The sequence below is a fragment of the Pseudomonas azotoformans genome, from assembly GCF_900103345.1.
Classification (GTDB): Bacteria; Pseudomonadota; Gammaproteobacteria; order Pseudomonadales; family Pseudomonadaceae; genus Aquipseudomonas; species Aquipseudomonas azotoformans.
In genome coordinates this window covers 5,768,238-5,785,991 of sequence record NZ_LT629702.1, presented here as the reverse complement: position 1 = coordinate 5,785,991, position 17,754 = coordinate 5,768,238, and the positions used below count along the sequence as shown (strand labels likewise).

Genomic DNA, 17,754 nt, shown 5'->3' with positions numbered 1-17,754 from the left:
TCATTTGGCGTCTTTATTGACCGTATTAAGCAGGAATTTACCGATCAGGTCCTCAAGTACCAGCGACGACTGTGTGTCGTGGATTGTCGAGCCATCCTTGAGCAGGGCTGTTTCCCCACCCACGCTGACACCGATGTATTTCTCGCCCAGCAGACCCGCAGTGAGGATAGATGCAGTTGAGTCAGTCGGCAGATTATCTACCTTCTTGTCCAGCTGCATCGTCACTCGGCCGGTGAAGCTGTCGCGATCCAGATCGATTGCCGTGACCTTGCCGATGGTCACACCGGCCATGGTCACTTTAGCTCTGACAGTCAAACCGGCGATATTGTCGAAGTACGCGTAAAGTTTATAAGTGTCGGCGGTGGGGCTGGCCGACAGGCCGCTGACGCGCAGGGCCAACAAGAGTAAAGCCAGGATGCCAGCCAGCAAGAAAAGGCCGACACCGATTTCCACAGTGCGGTTTTGCATCAGAAATCTCCAAACATCAAGGCGGTCAAAATAAAGTCAAGGCCCAGTACCGCCAGCGAGGCGTACACAACGGTCTTGGTGGTGGCGCGACTGATCCCTTCTGAAGTGGGCTCACAGTCGTAGCCTTGGAATACGGCGATCCAGGTCACCACAAAGGCGAAGACGATGCTCTTTATGATGCCGTTGAGCACGTCACCGCTGAAGGTCACGCTGTTTTGCATGTTGGCCCAGTAGGAGCCGTCGTAGACGCCCAGCCAGTCCACCGCCACCCACGAACCGCCCCAGATCCCGACCACGCTGAAGATCATCGCCAGCAGTGGCAGGGAAATGAAGCCGGCCCACAGGCGCGGGGCAACAATGTACTTGAGCGGGTCCACGCCGATCATTTCGAGGCTGGACAGTTGCTCGGTGGACTTCATGTTGCCGATTTCGGCGGTCAGCGCGGAACCCGCGCGCCCGGCGAACAGCAAGGCGGTCACTACCGGCCCCAACTCGCGCAATAGCGTCAGGGCGACCATCTGCCCCACTGCCTGCTCCGAACCGTAGCTGGAAAGAATATTGAAGCCCTGCAACGCCAGCACCATGCCGATGAACACCCCGGAGACCACAATGATCACCAGGGACATCACGCCCACCGAATGCAGCTGCTTCACCAGCAGGCCGAACCCGCCGCCAATACCGCCGCGGCCGAGCAAGGCGTGGAACAGGAAAATCGTCGAACGACCCAGCACTTCGACGATGTCGATGCCCGAGCGACCGAAAAGGCGAACCTTCTCGATAAGAGATGTCTTGCGCATCAGCGCTTCCCCAGAAGATCTGAGCGGTAATCCGCTGCCGGAAAGTGAAAAGGCACCGGGCCATCAGGATCGCCGGTCATGAATTGGCGAATGCGCGGGTTGTCGGCGTTCATCAGCTCTTCGGGCGTGCCCTGCCCCAGCACCTGGCCATCGCCCACTACATAGAGGTAATCGGCAATGCTCGCGGTTTCTGCAAGATCGTGGGAGACCACGATGCTGGTGATGCCCAGTGCATCGTTTAGCAGGCGGATCAGACGCACCAGCACGCCCATGGCGATGGGGTCCTGGCCGACAAAGGGCTCGTCATACATGAGAATCTGCGGGTCGAGGGCAATGGCGCGGGCCAGCGCTACGCGGCGCTTCATGCCGCCGGACAGCTCGTCAGGCATCAGGTCGATGGCGCCGCGAAGGCCTACGGCCTGCAGTTTCAGCAACACAATGTCACGAATCATCTCATCGGACAGTTGGGTGTGCACCCGCAGCGGAAAGGCCACGTTCTCGAAAACATCAAGGTCGGTGAACAGCGCACCGCTCTGGAACAGCACGCCCATGTGCTTGCGTGCATCAAACAGATCGCTGCGCGACAGCGTCGGCAGGTTCTGGCCGTTGACCCACACCTCTCCCGCACTGGGGCGCAATTGCATGCCCATCAGGCGCAGCAGGGTAGTCTTGCCGCAACCGGAAGGCCCCATGATGCCCGTGACCTTGCCGCGCGGAATGCGGATATCGACGTTATTGAAGATGCTGCGCGTCCCGCGCTTGAAGGTCAGTCCCTTCAGCTCGACCGCGTAGGCGTTATCGGCACTCATCTAAACTCCTTGGGATGCAGCCTCTCACTCAGACACCACGCTTGCGACAAACGTTTGCAACCGTTGCGCAATAGTTGGCCACGTGGGCTGGGCGGACCGAACTGGCGGCGAACTATATCACTGCTGGTACAAGGCGCCCAAGGCCGGAACAGCGCTTGTTCAGATTGGAGACAGGGAAAAATCGTGGCTTGGGTTGAATCTCAGGCGCATTGCGAACAAACCCTGACGAACTAGCGTGAGGGAATTGATCATTACCGCTATAATCGCCGACTTTTCGTCAGGCTATACGATTTCAGACATGAGCCAATCCAGCGACCTTATTCAATCCGCACAACGCACCATCCGCCTCGAGCTTGAAGCCGTAGAAGGCTTGCTAGCGCATATTGACGCGGATTTCGTACGCGCCTGCGAAATGATTCTGGCCAGCAAGGGCCGCGTTGTGGTGGTCGGCATGGGCAAGTCCGGCCACGTCGGTAACAAGATCGCCGCCACCCTGGCCAGCACCGGAACCACCGCGTTTTTCGTGCACCCGGCCGAAGCAAGCCACGGCGACATGGGCATGATCACCAAGGATGACATCATCCTTGCGCTGTCCAACTCCGGCACGACCAACGAGATCGTGACCCTGTTGCCACTGATCAAACGCCTGGGCATCAAGATGATCAGCGTCACCGGCAACCCGGAGTCGACGTTGGCCAAGGCTGCCGAGGTGAACCTGAACGTTCACGTGGACCACGAGGCCTGCCCGCTGAACCTGGCGCCGACCTCCTCCACCACAGCCGCACTGGTCATGGGCGATGCCCTGTCCGTGGCACTGCTGGAAGCCCGGGGATTTACCGCTGAAGACTTCGCATTTTCCCATCCGGGTGGCGCCCTGGGCCGCCGCCTGTTGCTTAAAGTGGAAAACGTCATGCACTCGGGCGATGAACTGCCCCACGTCCAACGCGGCACCCTGCTGAAGGACGCGTTGATGGAAATGACCCGCAAGGGCCTGGGCATGACGGTGATCCTGGAAGCCGATGGCCGTCTGGCCGGGGTCTTCACCGACGGCGACCTGCGCCGCACCCTGGACCGCACGATTGATATCCACACCGCCACCATCGATGCGGTGATGACGCCCCACGGCAAGACCGCGCGCCCAGAAATGCTCGCTGCAGAAGCCCTGAAGATCATGGAAGACCACAAGATCGGCGCACTGGTGGTAGTTGATGGCGACGACCGCCCGATTGGCGCCCTGAACATGCACGACTTGCTGCGTGCAGGAGTGATGTAGATGACCAGCGACCTGCTGCAACGCGGCAAAAATATCAAACTCGCGATTTTCGACGTTGACGGTGTGCTGACCGACGGCCGCCTGTACTTCCTCGAAGACGGCAGCGAATTCAAGACATTCAACACGCTGGACGGCCAGGGCATCAAGATGCTGATGGCGTCGGGCGTGCAAACGGCGATTATCAGCGGCAGAAAAACCCCCGTTGTGGAACGTCGCGCACAAAACCTGGGGATTCCTCACCTGTATCAGGGCCGCGAGGATAAACTGGTGGTTCTGGACGAGCTTCTTGGCCAACTCAACCTAAGCTATGAGCAGGTCGCCTACTTGGGCGATGACCTGCCAGACCTGCCGGTGATTCGTCGAGTAGGCCTGGGCATGGCGGTCGCCAACGCGGCAGCCTTTGTTCGCGAGCACGCCCATGGCATCACCAGTGCCCGTGGTGGCGAAGGTGCCGCCCGCGAGTTCTGCGAGCTGATCCTGCGAGCCCAGGGTAGCCTTGAAGCGGCCCACGCCGCCTACTTATAGAGCGTTTTATGCTGAGCAAAAAGATTCGCAACTTCCTGTTATTCGGAGTCATCGCCGCGCTGTTCCTGGCGGTGGGCTACTGGAATATCAGCCCGGAGCGCTTTCTCGACCAGCCTGCTGCGCAGGTTGACGAAGGCGCTATCGACTATTACGCCATCAATGCCAAAAGCGTGCAGTTCCTGCCTGACGGCAAGGTGCAGTACGAAATGACCTCGGACAAGGTCGAGCATGTGAAGACGACCGAAGTCACCCTGTTGACCAACCCGGACATGAACATTTACCGCGGCACCGAGTTCCCATGGCACGTCACCAGCAAGCGTGGCGAAGTCAACCCGGACGGTACCGAGGTGGAACTGATCGACTCGGTGCGCATTGCGCGCACTGACGATAAAAGCCGTGAGACCGTGATTACCAGCAGTCGCATGACCGTATTCCCGCAGAAGCAATATGCGCAGACCGAGCAAGACGTTAGAATCGACGGCGCTGGCGGTGTATCGACTGGCAAGGGAATGAAAGCGTATTTGAAAGAAAGCAGGATACACCTGCTATCGAACGTAAGAGGACAGTATGAGGCTCGTTAAAACTCTCCCTATTTTGCTCGGTCTGGGCGCAGCACTGGGAAGCGTGAGCGCCTGGGCTCTGCCGAACGATAGCCAGCAACCGATCCACATTTCAGCTGACGATGCGCAACTGGATGACAAGCAAGGCGTCGCAACCTACACCGGTGGCGTGATCATCACTCAGGGCTCGATGAAAATCACCGGTAATACCGTGACGCTAACGCGCACCAAAACCGGCGACATCGATGTCGTGACCTCGGTGGGCAACCTGGCTTACTTCGAACAGAAGCAGTCCGCGACCGACACCGGCCCGATGAAGGGCTACGGCAAGACCATCCAGTACCACGCCCAGCAGAACCGCATCGTACTGATTGACCAGGCCAAGGTACTCAGCCCCGATGGCAACTCCACGGAAGGTGAGAAGATCACCTATGACACCGTGAAACAGATCGCTAATGCCGGTCGTGCCAATGGCAACAAGGTCACCGCGCCTCGTCCACGCATCGACATGGTTATCCAGCCGAAGAAGAAGGCCGAGTAATGGCAACCCTGAAAGCCCAGCATCTGGCCAAGGCCTATAAAAGCCGTCAGGTCGTGCGCGACGTCAGCCTGTCGATCGACAGCGGCCAGATCGTCGGCTTGCTCGGCCCCAACGGCGCCGGCAAGACCACTTGCTTCTACATGATCGTCGGTCTGGTCCAGGCGGATCAGGGCCGTGTCCTGATCGATGACCTGGACGTGAGTCACCAGCCAATGCATGGCCGCGCCCGTGCCGGTATCGGCTATCTCCCGCAGGAAGCGTCGATCTTCCGCAAACTGTCGGTGTCGGACAACATCATGGCGATCCTCGAGACCCGCAAGGAACTCGACCGTGACGGCCGTCGCAAAGAGTTGGAAAGCCTGCTGCAGGAGTTCCACATCAACCATATCCGCGACAACCTCGGCATGAGCCTGTCCGGTGGTGAGCGCCGCCGCGTGGAAATCGCCCGCGCCCTGGCCACTGCGCCCAAGTTCATCCTGCTGGACGAACCGTTTGCCGGCGTCGACCCGATCTCGGTCGGCGACATCAAGCAGATCATCCATCACCTCAAGGCCAAGGGCATTGGCGTGCTGATCACCGACCACAACGTCCGTGAGACGCTCGATATCTGCGAAACCGCCTATATCGTCAATGACGGCCAACTGATTGCCGAAGGTGATTCCGCGACTATCCTGGCCAATGAACTGGTCAAGGAAGTGTACCTGGGTCACGAGTTCCGCCTGTAAACACCGTGGTGTCACGGCGTTCGCCAAGGTGCGCGGGAGTCAATGAAAACCTCCGGATTTTTATTGTTACCGCGCTCTAGGCAAAGCACCCGACATCAGGCATATAATTTGCTTATGTTTGGCGCTCACGCGCCCTGTCGTGGATGGCGCATTGCGCCGGCGAATAAGGTGTTAAGCCCCTGCCATGAAACCATCGCTAGTCCTGAGAATGGGCCAGCAGCTGACGATGACACCGCAGCTGCAACAGGCCATCCGCCTGCTCCAATTGTCGACCCTGGACCTGCAACAGGAAATCCAGGAGGCCCTGGAGTCCAATCCGATGCTCGAACGCCAGGAAGAAGGCGACGACTTCGATAATGCAGACCCGCTGGCCGATAACATCGAGCAAAAACCCAATTCCGACGTGCAGGAACCCTCCTACCAGGAAACCGCCCCCACGGTGGACAACCTCGAGGAAGGCGAATGGAACGAACGCATTCCCAACGAGCTTCCGGTCGACACCGCCTGGGAAGATGTCTACCAGACCAGCGCCAGCAGCCTGCCGAGCAATGACGATGACGAGTGGGACTTCACCACCCGCACCTCCGCTGGCGAGAGCCTGCAGAGCCATCTGCTGTGGCAACTGAACCTGGCACCGATGTCGGATACCGATCGCCTGATCGCCGTAACCCTGATCGACTGCATCAACAATCAGGGTTACCTGGACGAGACGCTTGAAGAAATTCTTGAAGCCTTCGATCCCGAACTGGATATCGAACTGGACGAGATCGAAGCCGTCCTGCACCGCATCCAGCAGTTCGAGCCTGCCGGTATAGGCGCGCGCACCCTCAGCGAATGCCTGCTGCTGCAATTGCGCCAGCTGCCGGCCAAGACCCCATGGCTTGCCGAGGCCCAGCGCCTGGTCACCGACTACATCGACCTGCTGGGCAGCCGCGACTACAGCCAGTTGATGCGCCGCATGAAGCTCAAGGAAGACGACCTGCGCCAGGTCATCGAGCTGGTGCAGAGCCTTAACCCGCGCCCCGGCTCGCAAATCGAGTCCAGCGAAGCCGAATACGTCGTCCCCGACGTGATCGTGCGCAAGGACAACGAGCGCTGGCTGGTGGAGCTGAACCAGGAGTCGGTGCCACGCCTGCGGGTCAACCCGCAATACGCTGGGTTCGTGCGCCGCGCCGACACCAGCGCCGATAACACCTTCATGCGCAACCAGTTGCAGGAAGCCCGCTGGTTCATCAAGAGCCTGCAAAGCCGCAACGAAACCCTGATGAAAGTCGCCACCCAGATCGTCGAGCACCAGCGCGGCTTCCTGGAATATGGCGACGAAGCAATGAAACCGTTGGTGCTGCATGACATCGCCGAAGCGGTGGGCATGCATGAATCGACGATTTCGCGGGTGACTACGCAGAAATTCATGCATACCCCACGGGGTATTTATGAACTGAAATACTTTTTCTCCAGCCACGTCAGTACCTCCGAAGGCGGTGAATGCTCGTCCACGGCGATCCGCGCGATCATCAAAAAACTGGTTGCTGCGGAAAATCAGAAAAAGCCATTGAGTGACAGTAAGATCGCTGGTTTACTGGAGGCACAAGGCATTCAGGTCGCCCGTCGAACCGTCGCCAAGTACCGCGAGTCCCTCGGGATCGCGCCTTCCAGCGAGCGTAAGCGTTTGATGTGACGGGCGGGCCATAGCGTTCCAGTGGTGGGTATTTCTGCCCACCGCTTTATGCACTGGCAACGAAGGAGAAGCTGTATGCAAGTCAACATCAGTGGACACCATGTAGAAGTCACCCCTCCCCTGCGCGAATACGTCGAGCAGAAGCTGAAACGGCTTGAGGGTCATTTTGACAAGATCACCAATGTGCAAGTGATCATGAAGGTCGACAAGCTTCAGCAGAAAATCGAAGCGACCCTACAGATTCCCGGTGGCGAAGTAGTCGCCAATGCCGAGCATGAAGACATGTATGCATCAATCGATGCCTTGACTGACAAGCTTGACCGCCAACTTAAAAAGCATAAGGAAAAGCAGCAGAGCCTTCTCCAGGGCACAGGCCGCTAACACTCCCCACCCATGATTCGACTTGAAACCATCCTGACCCCCGGCCGTTCCCTCGTGAACGCGCCGGGCGGCAGTAAAAAGAAAGCCCTCGAACAAATTGCCAACCTGATCAGCAGCCAGGTGCCTGATCTGGAGATGCAGGATGTCTTCGAGGCTCTGATTGCCCGTGAAAAACTCGGTTCGACCGGTTTTGGTAACGGCATCGCCATCCCTCACTGCCGCCTCAAAGGCTGCGAGACACCTGTCAGCGCCTTGCTACACCTGGAAAAACCCATTGATTTCGATGCTATCGATGGTGCACCGGTCGACCTCCTGTTCGTACTGCTGGTCCCGGAAGCCGCCACCGATGCGCACCTGGAACTGCTCCGGCAGATCGCCAGCATGCTCGACCGCAAGGAAGTACGCGACAAACTGCGCAGCGCCAGCAGCAATGAGGCGTTGTACCAGGTTGTCCTGGATGAACAGAACGGGCAGTAATCATGCGTTTGATCATCGTCAGCGGCCGTTCCGGCTCGGGTAAAAGCACCGCCCTCAACGTTCTTGAGGACAACGGTTTCTATTGCATCGACAACTTGCCTGCTGGCCTGCTGCCGGAATTGGCGGAACGCGCGTTGATCCATACCGAATTGGCGCAACCGCTGGTCGCCGTTTCGATTGATGCCCGCAACCTGCCCAGCCACCTTGAGCGATTCCCACAATTACTCGAGGAAGTGCGGGCCAAGCACATTCACTGTGATGTGCTGTACCTGGACGCTGACGAAGAGACCCTGCTCAAGCGTTTCTCCGAAACCCGCCGACGTCACCCCCTCAGCAGCCCCCATCGCTCACTGGCCGAAGCCATCGAAGACGAAACCAAGCTGCTGGGCCCGATCATTGACCTCGCCGACCTCAAGATAAACACCACCAGCCTCAACCTGTACCAGTTGCGCGATGCCATCAAGCTGCGCCTGCTGAACCAGCCGGAGCCGGGCACGGCGTTCCTCGTGGAGTCGTTTGGGTTCAAACGCGGCATGCCAGTCGACGCCGACCTGGTGTTCGATGTGCGCTGCCTGCCTAACCCTTACTGGAAACCGGAACTGCGTGACCAGTCCGGGCTGGATCAGCCCGTGGCCGATTACCTGGCCGCTCAACCGGATGTGGAAGAGATGTTCCAGGACATTTCCAGTTACTTGCTCAAATGGCTGCCGCGCTTTGCTGCAAGCAACCGCGCCTATGTCACCATTGCTATCGGCTGCACCGGCGGCCACCACCGCTCCGTCTACCTGACCGAGCGCCTGGGCCAGGTGCTGCAACAAACCCTCAAGAACGTCCAGGTCCGCCACCGCGACCTTAGCTGAAAGGAACACCCCCGCGATGCCCGCTCTGGAAATTGAAATCATCAACAAGCTGGGCTTGCATGCCCGGGCGTCTGCCAAGTTCGTGGGTGTGGCCGGGCAGTTCCCTTGCCAGATCCGTGCCGGGCGTACACCGGAATCCATGGTCGACGGCAAGAGCATCATGGCCATGATGATGCTGGCGGCCGGCAAGGGCACCAGGATTCACTTGAAGACGGAAGGCGAGCAGGAAGACGAAGCGATGGCAGCGCTGGTGGCGCTAATCAACAATTACTTCGACGAAGGTGAATAACCCCCTGTAGGAGCGAGCTTGCTCGCGAAGGTTGCATCGGCAACGCGTCAAACCAGACTGCCCGCGTTATCGTTTACCTTCTTCGCGAGCAAGCTCGCTCCTACAGTAGACTTTATCTACCCCAAAGCGGTGTCCATCACCATCATCAAGCAAAAACCGATGCACAGGCCCAGGCTGGCAAGCTTTTCGTAACCATTGCGTCGCGACTCGGGGATGACTTCGTGGGTCACCACTAACAGCATCGCGCCAGCAGCCAGGGCCAACCCCAAAGGCAACAGCACTTCGGCCAGGCTGACCAGCCAGGCGCAGAGTACAGCGAATACGGGCTCCACCAGGCCTGATGCAGCACCGATCAGGAACGCCTTGACCCGCGACATCCCCGCCCCGGCCAACACCAACGCAATCACCAGGCCTTCGGGTACGTCCTGTAACGCAATGCCCATGGCCAAGCTGTCAGCATCCGGCATACCGCCGCCGGCGGAGACGCCAACCGCCATGCCTTCAGGAATGTTGTGGGCGATGATGGCAAACACAAACAGCCAGATGCGCGGCGGGATCACCGGTTTATCTGGCGTCCCCATCAGCATTTCCGGGCTGGCACCGGAGACCTTGCGGTCAACCAGGTACAACCCGAATGCCCCCAGCATGATGCCAAAGCTGATCAAGCCGCTGGCACCCCACGGCGAAAGCCCGAGGCTTTCAGCCGCGGCGATGCCCGGCACGATCAGCGAAAACGCCGTCGCCGCCAGCATCACCCCGGCACCAAAACCCAACAATGTGTCGCTCAGCGCCAGCGGCATGCGTCGGATCACCAGTACAGGGACCGCGCCCAGCGCCGTACCCAGCGCGCAAATGGAGCCGCCTTGCAGGGCCCGCAGGATGCGTGGCTCCAGGTTCAGCCAGGCCAGCCCGTGGGCCACCAGCAAGGCAGTACCTGCCAGTAGCAGCAGCGAGCCAAACGCATAACGAAACATTCGTCCGCTGCTGATCGCCAGTATTTCAGTGCCCATAGTCGGCCTTAGATCTTGTTATGAAGGTGAATGTCAGGCCACCGCAGCCTGATAGCGGGCAGCAACTTCCGGCCAGTTAATGACGCTGTAGAAAGCGTTGATGTACTCCGGGCGACGGTTCTGGTACAGCAGGTAGTAGGCGTGCTCCCAGACGTCTAGGCCGAGGATCGGGGTATTGCCGTTCATCAATGGACTGTCCTGATTTCCACTGCTTTCAACCACCAGGGTCTTTTGCGGGGTAACGCTCAACCAGGCCCAGCCGCTGCCGAAGCGAGTCAACGCAGCCTTGGTGAAAGCTTCCTTGAAGCTGTCGAAACCACCCAGCTGTTCGTCGATGGCTTTACCCAGCACGCCTTCGGGCTTGCCACCTCCCTTGGGCGACATCACCGCCCAGAACAACGAATGGTTGGCATGGCCGCCGCCTTGATTGATCACCGCTGCGCGCAGTTTTTCCGGCAGTTGCTGCACGCTGGACACCAGTTTCTCGACCGGCCAGCCCGCGAACTCGGTGCCTTCGACCGCTGCGTTGAGGTTATTGATGTAGGTCTGGTGGTGCTTGGTGTAGTGAATCTCCATGGTTTGCGCATCGATATGCGGTTCCAGGGCGTCATACGCGTAAGGCAAGGCAGGCAGGGTGTAAGTCATATCAATGGGCTCCGTAGTGGGGCGTGGCGGGCTGCACTGCAGTACTGCCCAGCAAGCGATGAGTGCGAGGGTATTCGCCGTGATCGCTGATGAAATTCAACAGTTCGACGTAAGTCTTGCTGCTCTGGCGCAGCGCCGCCTCCCGCAACTGCGGGCTCAGGCGCGGGTCCTGCATGGTCTGCAAAAGACGCTGGTGGATAGCGCAAAGGTATTCCGCGCTTTCTTCCGGCTGGTTCAGCCGCAGGTGCAGGTCCGCCAGGTTGTGATGGGAAATGACGCAAGCCGCCACCGCTTCGTCGGCATCCGCCCAGCGCTCGAACAGCACTAGGGCCAGGGCCAGGGCTTGCAAGTAAGCCTCGCGAGCGTCAACCAATTCACCCGCCATAAAGCAGCGATTGGCCCGTTCGATCGTACGTTTCCAGTGCTCCATGGTGAGCCTCCAAAGCAGGGTCGGTGATTACACGCCACCAGCCGTAAGCTTTTCCGGATCCAGCAGGATCTCCAGTTGGCTGCGCGGCAAGTCGGTGTGCTCAAGGGCAACATCAATCACCGGACGGCCCTGTTGATAGGCCTTCTTGGCGATTTCAGCGGCCTTCTGGTAACCGATGATCGGGTTGAGTGCGGTCACCAGGATCGGGTTGCGCGACAGCGCTTCCTTGAGCTTGGCTTCATTGACCTTGAAGCTGGCGATGGCTTTATCGGCCAGCAGACGGCTGGAATTGGCCAGCAACTCAAGGCTGCTGAGCAGGTTCTGCGCAATGATCGGCAGCATCACGTTCAGTTCGAAGTTGCCCGACTGGCCGGCGACGGTGATGACTGTGTCATTACCGATGACTTGCGCTGCCACCATCGCAGTCGCTTCAGGGATAACCGGGTTGACCTTGCCGGGCATGATCGACGAACCAGGCTGCAAGCCTTCCAGCTCAATTTCACCGAGGCCGGCGAGCGGGCCGGAATTCATCCAGCGCAGGTCATTGGCGATTTTCATCAGCGACACGGCGGTGGCTTTCAACTGGCCGGAGACAGCGACGGCGGTGTCCTGGGAGCCAATCAGGGCGAACAGGTTCTTGCCCGGAGTGAATTTCACACCGGTCAGGCTGCTCAACTGCTGGCTGAAACGCACCGCGAATTCCGGGTGAGCGTTGATTCCGGTGCCGACCGCAGTACCGCCCTGGGCCAACGCCTGCAAACTCGGCAGAAGGTCCTGCAAATGCCCGATATTGGCCTTTAGCTGCTGCGCCCAACCGCTGAGCACCTGGCTCATGCGCACCGGCATGGCGTCCATCAGGTGCGTGCGACCGGTCTTGATGAACGGGTGAACCTCTTGCGCCTTCTGCTCGATGACTTGCACCAGATGCAGCAGGGCCGGCAGTGTTTGCTCATGCAGGACCAACGCGGCGCTGACGTGAATGGTGGTCGGGATGATGTCGTTGCTGCTCTGACCGCAGTTCACGTGATCGTTGGGGTTGACCGGTTCGCCGAGCAAGCGGGTGGCCAGGGTGGCAATCACTTCGTTGGCGTTCATGTTGGAACTGGTGCCGGAACCGGTCTGGAAGATATCCACCGGGAAATGCTGCATGAAGTCGCCTTCCAGCAAGCCTTGGGCGGCATCGACAATCGCCTTGCCCTGCCCTTCGCTGATCTGTTTGAGGTCGACGTTGACCTTGGCCGCCGCAGTTTTGGCCAGGATCAGGGCACGAATGAATTGCGCCGGCATGCGTTGGTGGCTGATCGGGAAATTGTTCACCGCGCGCTGGGTCTGTGCGCCATACAAGGCCTCGGCAGGCACCTGCAGTTCGCCCATGCTGTCGCGTTCGATACGGGTGTTACTCATCGGAAGATCCTTGCACCAGGTCAGAAACAGAAATGGAAGGCAGCAATTCGCAGGTCGCCAATTGCCAGGCAAAGCTCTGCCAGCGCTTGAGGCGGCAGGCACAGTGGGAGAGTTTTTCCAGGTCACGCAGCGGGCGCCAGGCCTGGTCCAGGCACAGGGAGCGCCAATGCCAGGGCAGCGCGATATCGCTGGCGGTGTCGAGCAAGAGGCGGAATGAGGTTTCAGCGATCGTCCACGGATGGGTCGCGGTGCAGCACGCCAGGTATCGACCCTCGTTGAGGTAGTGTTCGATCAGGCGCGGCTCGTTAGGGTCGAGGCCGCAACGAATCTGGCGACTCATCCAGCGCCAGCTCTCCAGATAAGGATCCTCATGCAGGACAGAACTCATGATCCACACTCATTCGGTAATGATATTTATTATTAAATGATATTGAGAATCAAAACAAGAGTGGCACGATAATCCTCCTGAAACACGGCCACAAAAAAGGCGCGCCATCTTTATAGATGGCGCGCCTTTTTGTTGAAGCGCGTTTGAAGAATCAGCTGCCGGCGACGGTCATCCGTTCGATCAACACCGAACCTGTGCGGATATTGCTGCGCAACTCCAAGTCATTTCCGACGGCAACGATCTGCTTGAACATGTCGCGCATGTTGCCGGCAATCGTCACCTCTTGAACGGCAAACTGAATCTCGCCGTTTTCCACCCAGAAACCCGCCGCGCCACGAGAGTAATCACCAGTGACCATGTTCAGGCCATGGCCCATCAACTCGGTCACCAGCAGGCCACGCCCCATGCGCCGCAACAACGCCGCCTGGTCTTCGTCGCCGTGGGTAACGAACAAGTTGTGCACGCCACCGGAGTTTGCGGTGCTTGGCAGGCCCAATTTACGACCGGCGTAAGTACCCAATACGTAGGACACCAACTCACCCTTCTCGACAAACGGCTTGGCATAGGTGGCCAGGCCATCACCGTCGAACGCCGAACTGCCCATGGCGCGCATCAGGTGCGGACGCTCGTCGATGGTCAGCCATTCGGGGAACAGCTTCTGGCCGATCGCACCTTCAAGGAACGACGACTTGCGATACAGGTTGCCGCCGGAAATCGCTCCAAGGAAACTGCCGAACAAGCCTCCGGCCAACTCCGCCGAAAACAACACCGGCACCTCGCAGGTCGGTACCGGGCGCGCGCCCAGGCGGCTCGCCGCCCGCTGCGCCGCACGCTGGCCAATACTGACCGGGTCGGCCAGCAAATCGCCCTGGCGGTTCACGTCATACCAGTAATCGCGCTGCATCTGGCCATTCGCTTCGGCAATCATCACGCAGCTAAGGCTATGCCGCGTGGACGCGTAGCCACCGATGAAACCATGGCTGTTGCCGTATACCCGGCAGCCCTGATGCGTGCTCAACGTGGTGCCATCCGCGTTCTTGATGCGGGCATCAGCGTCAAATGCGGCGGCTTCGCAGGTCAGCGCCTGCTCGATGGCCTGTTCCGGTGTGATGTCCCAGGCATGGAACAGATCAAAGTCTTTCAAGTCCTTGGCCATCAACGCCTTGTCGGCCAGGCCCGAGCTTTCATCCTCGGAGGTGTGCTTGGCAATCGCCAACGCAGCCGCGACCGTCTCGCGAATCGCTTCCGGACCACTGGCCGAAGTACTGGCCGAACCTTTGCGCTGCCCCACATACAAGGTGATGCCAAAGCCCTGGTCGCGATTGAACTCAACAGTTTCCACTTCTCGCTGGCGCACCGACGTCGACAGCCCCTGCTCCAGCGATACCGCCACTTCACAGGCACTGGCCCCCTGGCGCTTGGCCTCGGCAAGGATCTGCTCGACTTGTTCCTGCAGTGCCGGTAACGCTTGCGGACCGACGCTTTGGGCTGCACTCATGGTTTTCTCCACTCAAATTCTGCTTTCGGTTAAGGCCATCGAGCGACCGGGCCGGACAAGCGGCCCCCGACTGGTTATCATGGCGGCGTTTCTTTGCGGACTGCCACCATGGTTGATTCTTACGACGACTCCCTCGATGGGGAGAAAAGCAAAACCCAGGTCAAACGCGAGCTGCATGCGCTGGTTGACCTCGGCGAGCGCCTTACAACGCTCAAAAAAGATTTGATTGCAAAACTGCCTTTGACCGACGAAATGCGCCGGGCCCTGGCCGATGCGCCCAAGCACACCGCGAATATCGCGCGCAAACGGCACATCATGTTTATCGGCAAGCTGATGCGCGACCAGGACATCGACGCCATTCTGACTTTGCTTGATCAAACCGATGCCTCCACTCGCCAGTACAACGAACGTTTCCATAACCTGGAACGTTGGCGTGACCGCCTGATCTCGGGCGATGACGCGGTGTTGGAGAAATTCGTGCTGGACTACCCGGACGCGGACCGCCAGCAACTGCGCTCCCTGATCCGTCAGGCCCAGCACGAGCTGGCGCATAACAAGGCACCGGCCACCAGCCGTAAAATCTTCAAGTACATCCGTGAGCTGGACGAGACCCAACGCGGCCTGCGTTGATCCTCTTCCCCGGGTGGCGACCCTCGCCACCCGAAGCTCCAGCGCTTACGACCCCGTGCCACCCACGGTGATCGCATCAATCTTCAGCGTTGGCTGGCCGACACCCACCGGCACCGACTGCCCATCTTTCCCGCATGTACCCACGCCGCTGTCCAGCGACAGGTCGTTACCGACCATCGACACCTTACTCATGGCTTCCGGACCGTTACCGATCAAGGTTGCGCCTTTGACCGGCGCGGTGATCTTGCCGTCTTCGATCAGGTACGCCTCGCTGGTGGAGAACACGAACTTGCCGCTGGTGATATCCACCTGGCCGCCACCGAGGTTGGCGCAGTAGATACCGCGCTTCACCGAGGCGATGATTTCAGCAGGATCGCTTTCGCCACCCAGCATGTAGGTGTTGGTCATGCGTGGCATCGGCAGGTGCGCATAGGATTCACGACGGCCATTACCGGTACGCGCGACACCCATCAGACGGGCGTTGAGCTTGTCTTGCATGTAGCCCTTGAGCACACCGTTTTCGATCAGGGTGGTGCACTCGGTCGGGGTGCCTTCGTCGTCGACGCTCAGCGAGCCACGCCGTCCGGCCAGGGTGCCGTCATCGACGATGGTGCAGAGCTTGGACGCAACCATCTCGCCCATGCGCCCGCTGTAGGCCGAACTGCCCTTGCGGTTGAAGTCACCTTCCAGGCCGTGGCCGACCGCTTCGTGCAGTAACACGCCGGACCAGCCCGAACCCAGCACCACCGGCAATGTACCCGCCGGTGCCGGAATGGCTTCCAGGTTGACCAGCGCCTGGCGCAGCGCTTCACGCGCATAGCCCATGGCACGGTCGTCGGTGAGGAAATAGCGGTAGTCGGTACGCCCGCCGCCACCATGGCCACCGCGCTCGCGACGGCCGTTCTGCTCGACGATCACACTCACGTTGAAACGCACCAGCGGCCGCACATCCGCAGCCAGGCCGCCGTCGGTGGACGCCACCAGGATGCGCTCCCACACGCCGGCCATGCTTACGGTGACCTGCTGGATACGCGGGTCCAATGCACGGGTCGCGGCATCGACACGCTTGAGCAAGTCGACTTTTTCGGCACGGGTCATCACTTCCAACGGGTTATCCGGCCCGTACAACTGGGTCACGTCCTGCGTGCTGAACGCCTGCACCGTGCCGTTCTGCCCGGCGCGGGAAATCGAGCGTGCGGCACGTGCGGCCAGGCCCAAAGCCTCCAGGGTGATCGCGTTGCTGTAGGCAAAACCGGTTTTCTCACCGGATTGCGCCCGCACGCCCACACCCTGGTCAAGGTTGAAACTGCCTTCCTTGACGATGCCGTCTTCCAGGGCCCAGGACTCGGAAATCTGCCCCTGGAAATACAGGTCGGCCGCGTCGATGCCCGGCCCGGCGAGGTCGCCCAGCACGGTTTGCAAGCTTTCGATGGTCACGCCACCGGGTGCCAGGAGGTGTTCACTGACTGAGGACAACAACTCGCTCATAGGTATGGCCTTAAATTCATCGTTCCGAAGCAGGCCGCTGTGCGCCCTGCGAGAAAAAGCGCCGATGGCTGACCACCGGCATGCGCGCCCTAATCGACGCCTGTTCACTGCTATCACGTTCGGCCAGCAACACCGCTTCGCCTTGATCCTGTTGTGTCAGCACGCGCCCCCAAGGGTCGATAATTGCCGCGTGACCGTAGGTTTCCCGTGGCCCCGGATGCACACCACCTTGGGCGGCCGCCAGCAGGTAGCACTGGGTCTCGATGGCCCGTGCGCGAATCAGCACGTCCCAGTGCGCGGCACCGGTCACTGCCGTAAACGCCGACGGCGCCGTAATCAATTCAGCCCCCGCAGCACGCAATTCGCTGTACAGCTCGGGGAAGCGCAGGTCGTAGCACACCGTGAGGCCCAAGCGGCCGACCGGCGTGTCCGCCACCACCACGTTACCTCCGAAAGCATAGTCGTCGGATTCGCGATAACGACCGCGAGCATCGGCGACATCCACATCGAACAGGTGCAGCTTGTCGTAGCGGGCGACGATTTCGCCCTGATCATCGATCAGCAGCGAACAGGCGTTGGACTTGGCGTGCGGTTGGTCCTTAGGCGGCAACGGCAAAGTGCCAGCCACTATCCATAAGGTGAGGTCGCGAGCGGTCTGTTTCAACCACGGCAGGATCGGGCCTTCGCCCAGCGCTTCGGCGCGGCCGATATCGGCAATGTCACGACGGCCCATGGCGGCAAAGTTTTCCGGCAACACTGCCAGTTTCGCACCACCGGCCGCGGCTTCTTCCAGCAAGCGACGGGCCTGGGCCAGGTTGGCCAGCACGTCACTCTGGCTGACCATTTGAATTACCGCAAAGGACATGGGCCAACACTCC

General features: G+C 59.7%; 22 protein-coding genes. 11 read left to right on the top strand and 11 right to left on the bottom strand.

The window, feature by feature from the left end; translation table 11 throughout:
- The 3 genes from mlaD to BLR69_RS26200 are packed head-to-tail and all read right to left on the bottom strand — an operon-like array spanning position 1 to position 2,074.
- Positions 1 to 468, bottom strand: coding sequence for an outer membrane lipid asymmetry maintenance protein MlaD (mlaD, locus tag BLR69_RS26210; protein WP_003171814.1), 468 nt, complete (start codon positions 466 to 468; stop codon positions 1 to 3).
- Complete coding sequence (gene mlaE / locus BLR69_RS26205; RefSeq protein WP_028618862.1) at positions 468 to 1,265, bottom strand: lipid asymmetry maintenance ABC transporter permease subunit MlaE; 798 nt, start codon at positions 1,263 to 1,265, stop codon at positions 468 to 470. Before mlaE ends, mlaD begins: the two co-directional genes overlap by 1 nt.
- Complete coding sequence (locus BLR69_RS26200) at positions 1,265 to 2,074, bottom strand: ATP-binding cassette domain-containing protein (RefSeq protein ID WP_003171811.1); 810 nt, start codon at positions 2,072 to 2,074, stop codon at positions 1,265 to 1,267. The genes mlaE and BLR69_RS26200 overlap by 1 nt, the downstream gene beginning before the upstream one ends.
- Before the next feature lie 298 nt (positions 2,075 to 2,372).
- Here BLR69_RS26200 and BLR69_RS26195 point away from each other — a divergent pair, with 298 nt between their 5' ends.
- The 10 genes from BLR69_RS26195 (at position 2,373) to BLR69_RS26150 (ending at position 9,383) form a co-directional block, all read left to right on the top strand.
- Positions 2,373 to 3,347, top strand: coding sequence for a KpsF/GutQ family sugar-phosphate isomerase (locus tag BLR69_RS26195; protein ID WP_071494137.1), 975 nt, complete (start codon positions 2,373 to 2,375; stop codon positions 3,345 to 3,347).
- Entirely contained in the window at positions 3,348 to 3,872 is a 525-nt protein-coding gene (locus BLR69_RS26190; RefSeq protein ID WP_071494138.1) for a KdsC family phosphatase, read from the top strand.
- Between the two features lie 8 nt (positions 3,873 to 3,880).
- A complete protein-coding gene (lptC, locus tag BLR69_RS26185) occupies positions 3,881 to 4,453 on the top strand; it encodes an LPS export ABC transporter periplasmic protein LptC (RefSeq protein ID WP_071494139.1) in 573 nt (190 codons plus the stop codon).
- Positions 4,440 to 4,973: a lipopolysaccharide transport periplasmic protein LptA gene (gene lptA, locus BLR69_RS26180; protein WP_032893554.1), complete on the top strand. Its 534-nt coding sequence runs from the start codon at positions 4,440 to 4,442 to the stop codon at positions 4,971 to 4,973. Before lptC ends, lptA begins: the two co-directional genes overlap by 14 nt.
- The gene (gene lptB, locus BLR69_RS26175; RefSeq protein WP_016974288.1) at positions 4,973 to 5,698 is read left to right on the top strand and encodes an LPS export ABC transporter ATP-binding protein; all 726 of its coding nucleotides are present in this window, start codon (positions 4,973 to 4,975) and stop codon (positions 5,696 to 5,698) included. The genes lptA and lptB overlap by 1 nt, the downstream gene beginning before the upstream one ends.
- Before the next feature lie 184 nt (positions 5,699 to 5,882).
- Positions 5,883 to 7,376 carry an RNA polymerase factor sigma-54 gene (locus BLR69_RS26170; RefSeq protein ID WP_016974289.1) on the top strand — a complete coding sequence of 498 codons (1,494 nt, stop codon included), beginning with the start codon at positions 5,883 to 5,885 and terminating at the stop codon, positions 7,374 to 7,376.
- 75 nt (positions 7,377 to 7,451) lie between these two features.
- Positions 7,452 to 7,757 (top strand): ribosome hibernation-promoting factor, HPF/YfiA family, encoded by a 306-nt coding sequence (gene hpf / locus BLR69_RS26165; protein ID WP_017138237.1) that lies wholly within the window; start codon positions 7,452 to 7,454, stop codon positions 7,755 to 7,757.
- A gap of 12 nt (positions 7,758 to 7,769) precedes the next feature.
- Entirely contained in the window at positions 7,770 to 8,234 is a 465-nt protein-coding gene (gene ptsN, locus BLR69_RS26160) for a PTS IIA-like nitrogen regulatory protein PtsN (RefSeq protein WP_068936525.1), read from the top strand.
- Between the two features lie 2 nt (positions 8,235 to 8,236).
- Positions 8,237 to 9,094, top strand: a complete 858-nt coding sequence (gene rapZ / locus BLR69_RS26155; RefSeq protein WP_065900719.1) for an RNase adapter RapZ — start codon at positions 8,237 to 8,239, stop codon at positions 9,092 to 9,094.
- Positions 9,095 to 9,110: 16 nt separating this feature from the next.
- Positions 9,111 to 9,383, top strand: a complete 273-nt coding sequence (locus BLR69_RS26150; RefSeq protein WP_058422993.1) for an HPr family phosphocarrier protein — start codon at positions 9,111 to 9,113, stop codon at positions 9,381 to 9,383.
- Between the two features lie 116 nt (positions 9,384 to 9,499).
- Here BLR69_RS26150 and BLR69_RS26145 read toward each other — a convergent pair whose 3' ends face one another.
- From BLR69_RS26145 to pmbA, 6 genes are all read right to left on the bottom strand, one after another.
- A complete protein-coding gene (locus tag BLR69_RS26145; protein WP_071494140.1) occupies positions 9,500 to 10,393 on the bottom strand; it encodes a ZIP family metal transporter in 894 nt (297 codons plus the stop codon).
- A 33-nt stretch (positions 10,394 to 10,426) separates the two neighbouring features.
- On the bottom strand, positions 10,427 to 11,038 hold the full coding sequence (locus BLR69_RS26140; protein WP_033899365.1) for a superoxide dismutase: 612 nt from the start codon (positions 11,036 to 11,038) through the stop codon (positions 10,427 to 10,429).
- A gap of 1 nt (position 11,039) precedes the next feature.
- Positions 11,040 to 11,468 carry a hypothetical protein gene (locus BLR69_RS26135; protein ID WP_071494141.1) on the bottom strand — a complete coding sequence of 143 codons (429 nt, stop codon included), beginning with the start codon at positions 11,466 to 11,468 and terminating at the stop codon, positions 11,040 to 11,042.
- A gap of 27 nt (positions 11,469 to 11,495) precedes the next feature.
- Entirely contained in the window at positions 11,496 to 12,872 is a 1,377-nt protein-coding gene (locus tag BLR69_RS26130; protein WP_071494142.1) for a class II fumarate hydratase, read from the bottom strand.
- The gene (locus BLR69_RS26125; protein WP_071494143.1) at positions 12,865 to 13,260 is read right to left on the bottom strand and encodes a FagA protein; all 396 of its coding nucleotides are present in this window, start codon (positions 13,258 to 13,260) and stop codon (positions 12,865 to 12,867) included. Before BLR69_RS26125 ends, BLR69_RS26130 begins: the two co-directional genes overlap by 8 nt.
- Before the next feature lie 151 nt (positions 13,261 to 13,411).
- On the bottom strand, positions 13,412 to 14,758 hold the full coding sequence (pmbA, locus tag BLR69_RS26120) for a metalloprotease PmbA (protein ID WP_058422999.1): 1,347 nt from the start codon (positions 14,756 to 14,758) through the stop codon (positions 13,412 to 13,414).
- A 108-nt stretch (positions 14,759 to 14,866) separates the two neighbouring features.
- Between pmbA and yjgA the strand changes: the two genes are divergently transcribed.
- Positions 14,867 to 15,388, top strand: coding sequence for a ribosome biogenesis factor YjgA (gene yjgA, locus BLR69_RS26115; protein ID WP_058423000.1), 522 nt, complete (start codon positions 14,867 to 14,869; stop codon positions 15,386 to 15,388).
- 45 nt (positions 15,389 to 15,433) lie between these two features.
- On the opposite strand, the gene tldD is transcribed toward yjgA, so the two are convergent.
- Positions 15,434 to 16,876 carry a metalloprotease TldD gene (tldD, locus tag BLR69_RS26110; protein ID WP_071494144.1) on the bottom strand — a complete coding sequence of 481 codons (1,443 nt, stop codon included), beginning with the start codon at positions 16,874 to 16,876 and terminating at the stop codon, positions 15,434 to 15,436.
- Positions 16,877 to 16,892: 16 nt separating this feature from the next.
- Positions 16,893 to 17,741: a carbon-nitrogen hydrolase family protein gene (locus BLR69_RS26105; protein ID WP_071494145.1), complete on the bottom strand. Its 849-nt coding sequence runs from the start codon at positions 17,739 to 17,741 to the stop codon at positions 16,893 to 16,895.
- Between the last annotated feature and the right edge of the window lie 13 nt (positions 17,742 to 17,754).

Bases quoted from the DNA above. Each gene is read 5' to 3' on its own strand.
- BLR69_RS26105 (WP_071494145.1), bottom strand. From the start codon at position 17,741: ATGTCCTTTGCGGTAATTCAAATGGTCAGCCAGAGTGACGTGCTGGCC.
- yjgA (WP_058423000.1), top strand. From the start codon at position 14,867: ATGGTTGATTCTTACGACGACTCCCTCGATGGGGAGAAAAGCAAAACC.
- BLR69_RS26130 (WP_071494142.1), bottom strand. From the start codon at position 12,872: ATGAGTAACACCCGTATCGAACGCGACAGCATGGGCGAACTGCAGGTG.
- lptA (WP_032893554.1), top strand. From the start codon at position 4,440: ATGAGGCTCGTTAAAACTCTCCCTATTTTGCTCGGTCTGGGCGCAGCA.
- mlaE (WP_028618862.1), bottom strand. From the start codon at position 1,265: ATGCGCAAGACATCTCTTATCGAGAAGGTTCGCCTTTTCGGTCGCTCG.
- BLR69_RS26150 (WP_058422993.1), top strand. From the start codon at position 9,111: ATGCCCGCTCTGGAAATTGAAATCATCAACAAGCTGGGCTTGCATGCC.
- ptsN (WP_068936525.1), top strand. From the start codon at position 7,770: ATGATTCGACTTGAAACCATCCTGACCCCCGGCCGTTCCCTCGTGAAC.
- lptB (WP_016974288.1), top strand. From the start codon at position 4,973: ATGGCAACCCTGAAAGCCCAGCATCTGGCCAAGGCCTATAAAAGCCGT.
- mlaD (WP_003171814.1), bottom strand. From the start codon at position 468: ATGCAAAACCGCACTGTGGAAATCGGTGTCGGCCTTTTCTTGCTGGCT.
- pmbA (WP_058422999.1), bottom strand. From the start codon at position 14,758: ATGAGTGCAGCCCAAAGCGTCGGTCCGCAAGCGTTACCGGCACTGCAG.
- BLR69_RS26190 (WP_071494138.1), top strand. From the start codon at position 3,348: ATGACCAGCGACCTGCTGCAACGCGGCAAAAATATCAAACTCGCGATT.
- BLR69_RS26195 (WP_071494137.1), top strand. From the start codon at position 2,373: ATGAGCCAATCCAGCGACCTTATTCAATCCGCACAACGCACCATCCGC.
- BLR69_RS26140 (WP_033899365.1), bottom strand. From the start codon at position 11,038: ATGACTTACACCCTGCCTGCCTTGCCTTACGCGTATGACGCCCTGGAA.
- BLR69_RS26135 (WP_071494141.1), bottom strand. From the start codon at position 11,468: ATGGAGCACTGGAAACGTACGATCGAACGGGCCAATCGCTGCTTTATG.
- BLR69_RS26200 (WP_003171811.1), bottom strand. From the start codon at position 2,074: ATGAGTGCCGATAACGCCTACGCGGTCGAGCTGAAGGGACTGACCTTC.
- hpf (WP_017138237.1), top strand. From the start codon at position 7,452: ATGCAAGTCAACATCAGTGGACACCATGTAGAAGTCACCCCTCCCCTG.
- BLR69_RS26145 (WP_071494140.1), bottom strand. From the start codon at position 10,393: ATGGGCACTGAAATACTGGCGATCAGCAGCGGACGAATGTTTCGTTAT.
- tldD (WP_071494144.1), bottom strand. From the start codon at position 16,876: ATGAGCGAGTTGTTGTCCTCAGTCAGTGAACACCTCCTGGCACCCGGT.
- lptC (WP_071494139.1), top strand. From the start codon at position 3,881: ATGCTGAGCAAAAAGATTCGCAACTTCCTGTTATTCGGAGTCATCGCC.
- BLR69_RS26170 (WP_016974289.1), top strand. From the start codon at position 5,883: ATGAAACCATCGCTAGTCCTGAGAATGGGCCAGCAGCTGACGATGACA.
- rapZ (WP_065900719.1), top strand. From the start codon at position 8,237: ATGCGTTTGATCATCGTCAGCGGCCGTTCCGGCTCGGGTAAAAGCACC.
- BLR69_RS26125 (WP_071494143.1), bottom strand. From the start codon at position 13,260: ATGAGTTCTGTCCTGCATGAGGATCCTTATCTGGAGAGCTGGCGCTGG.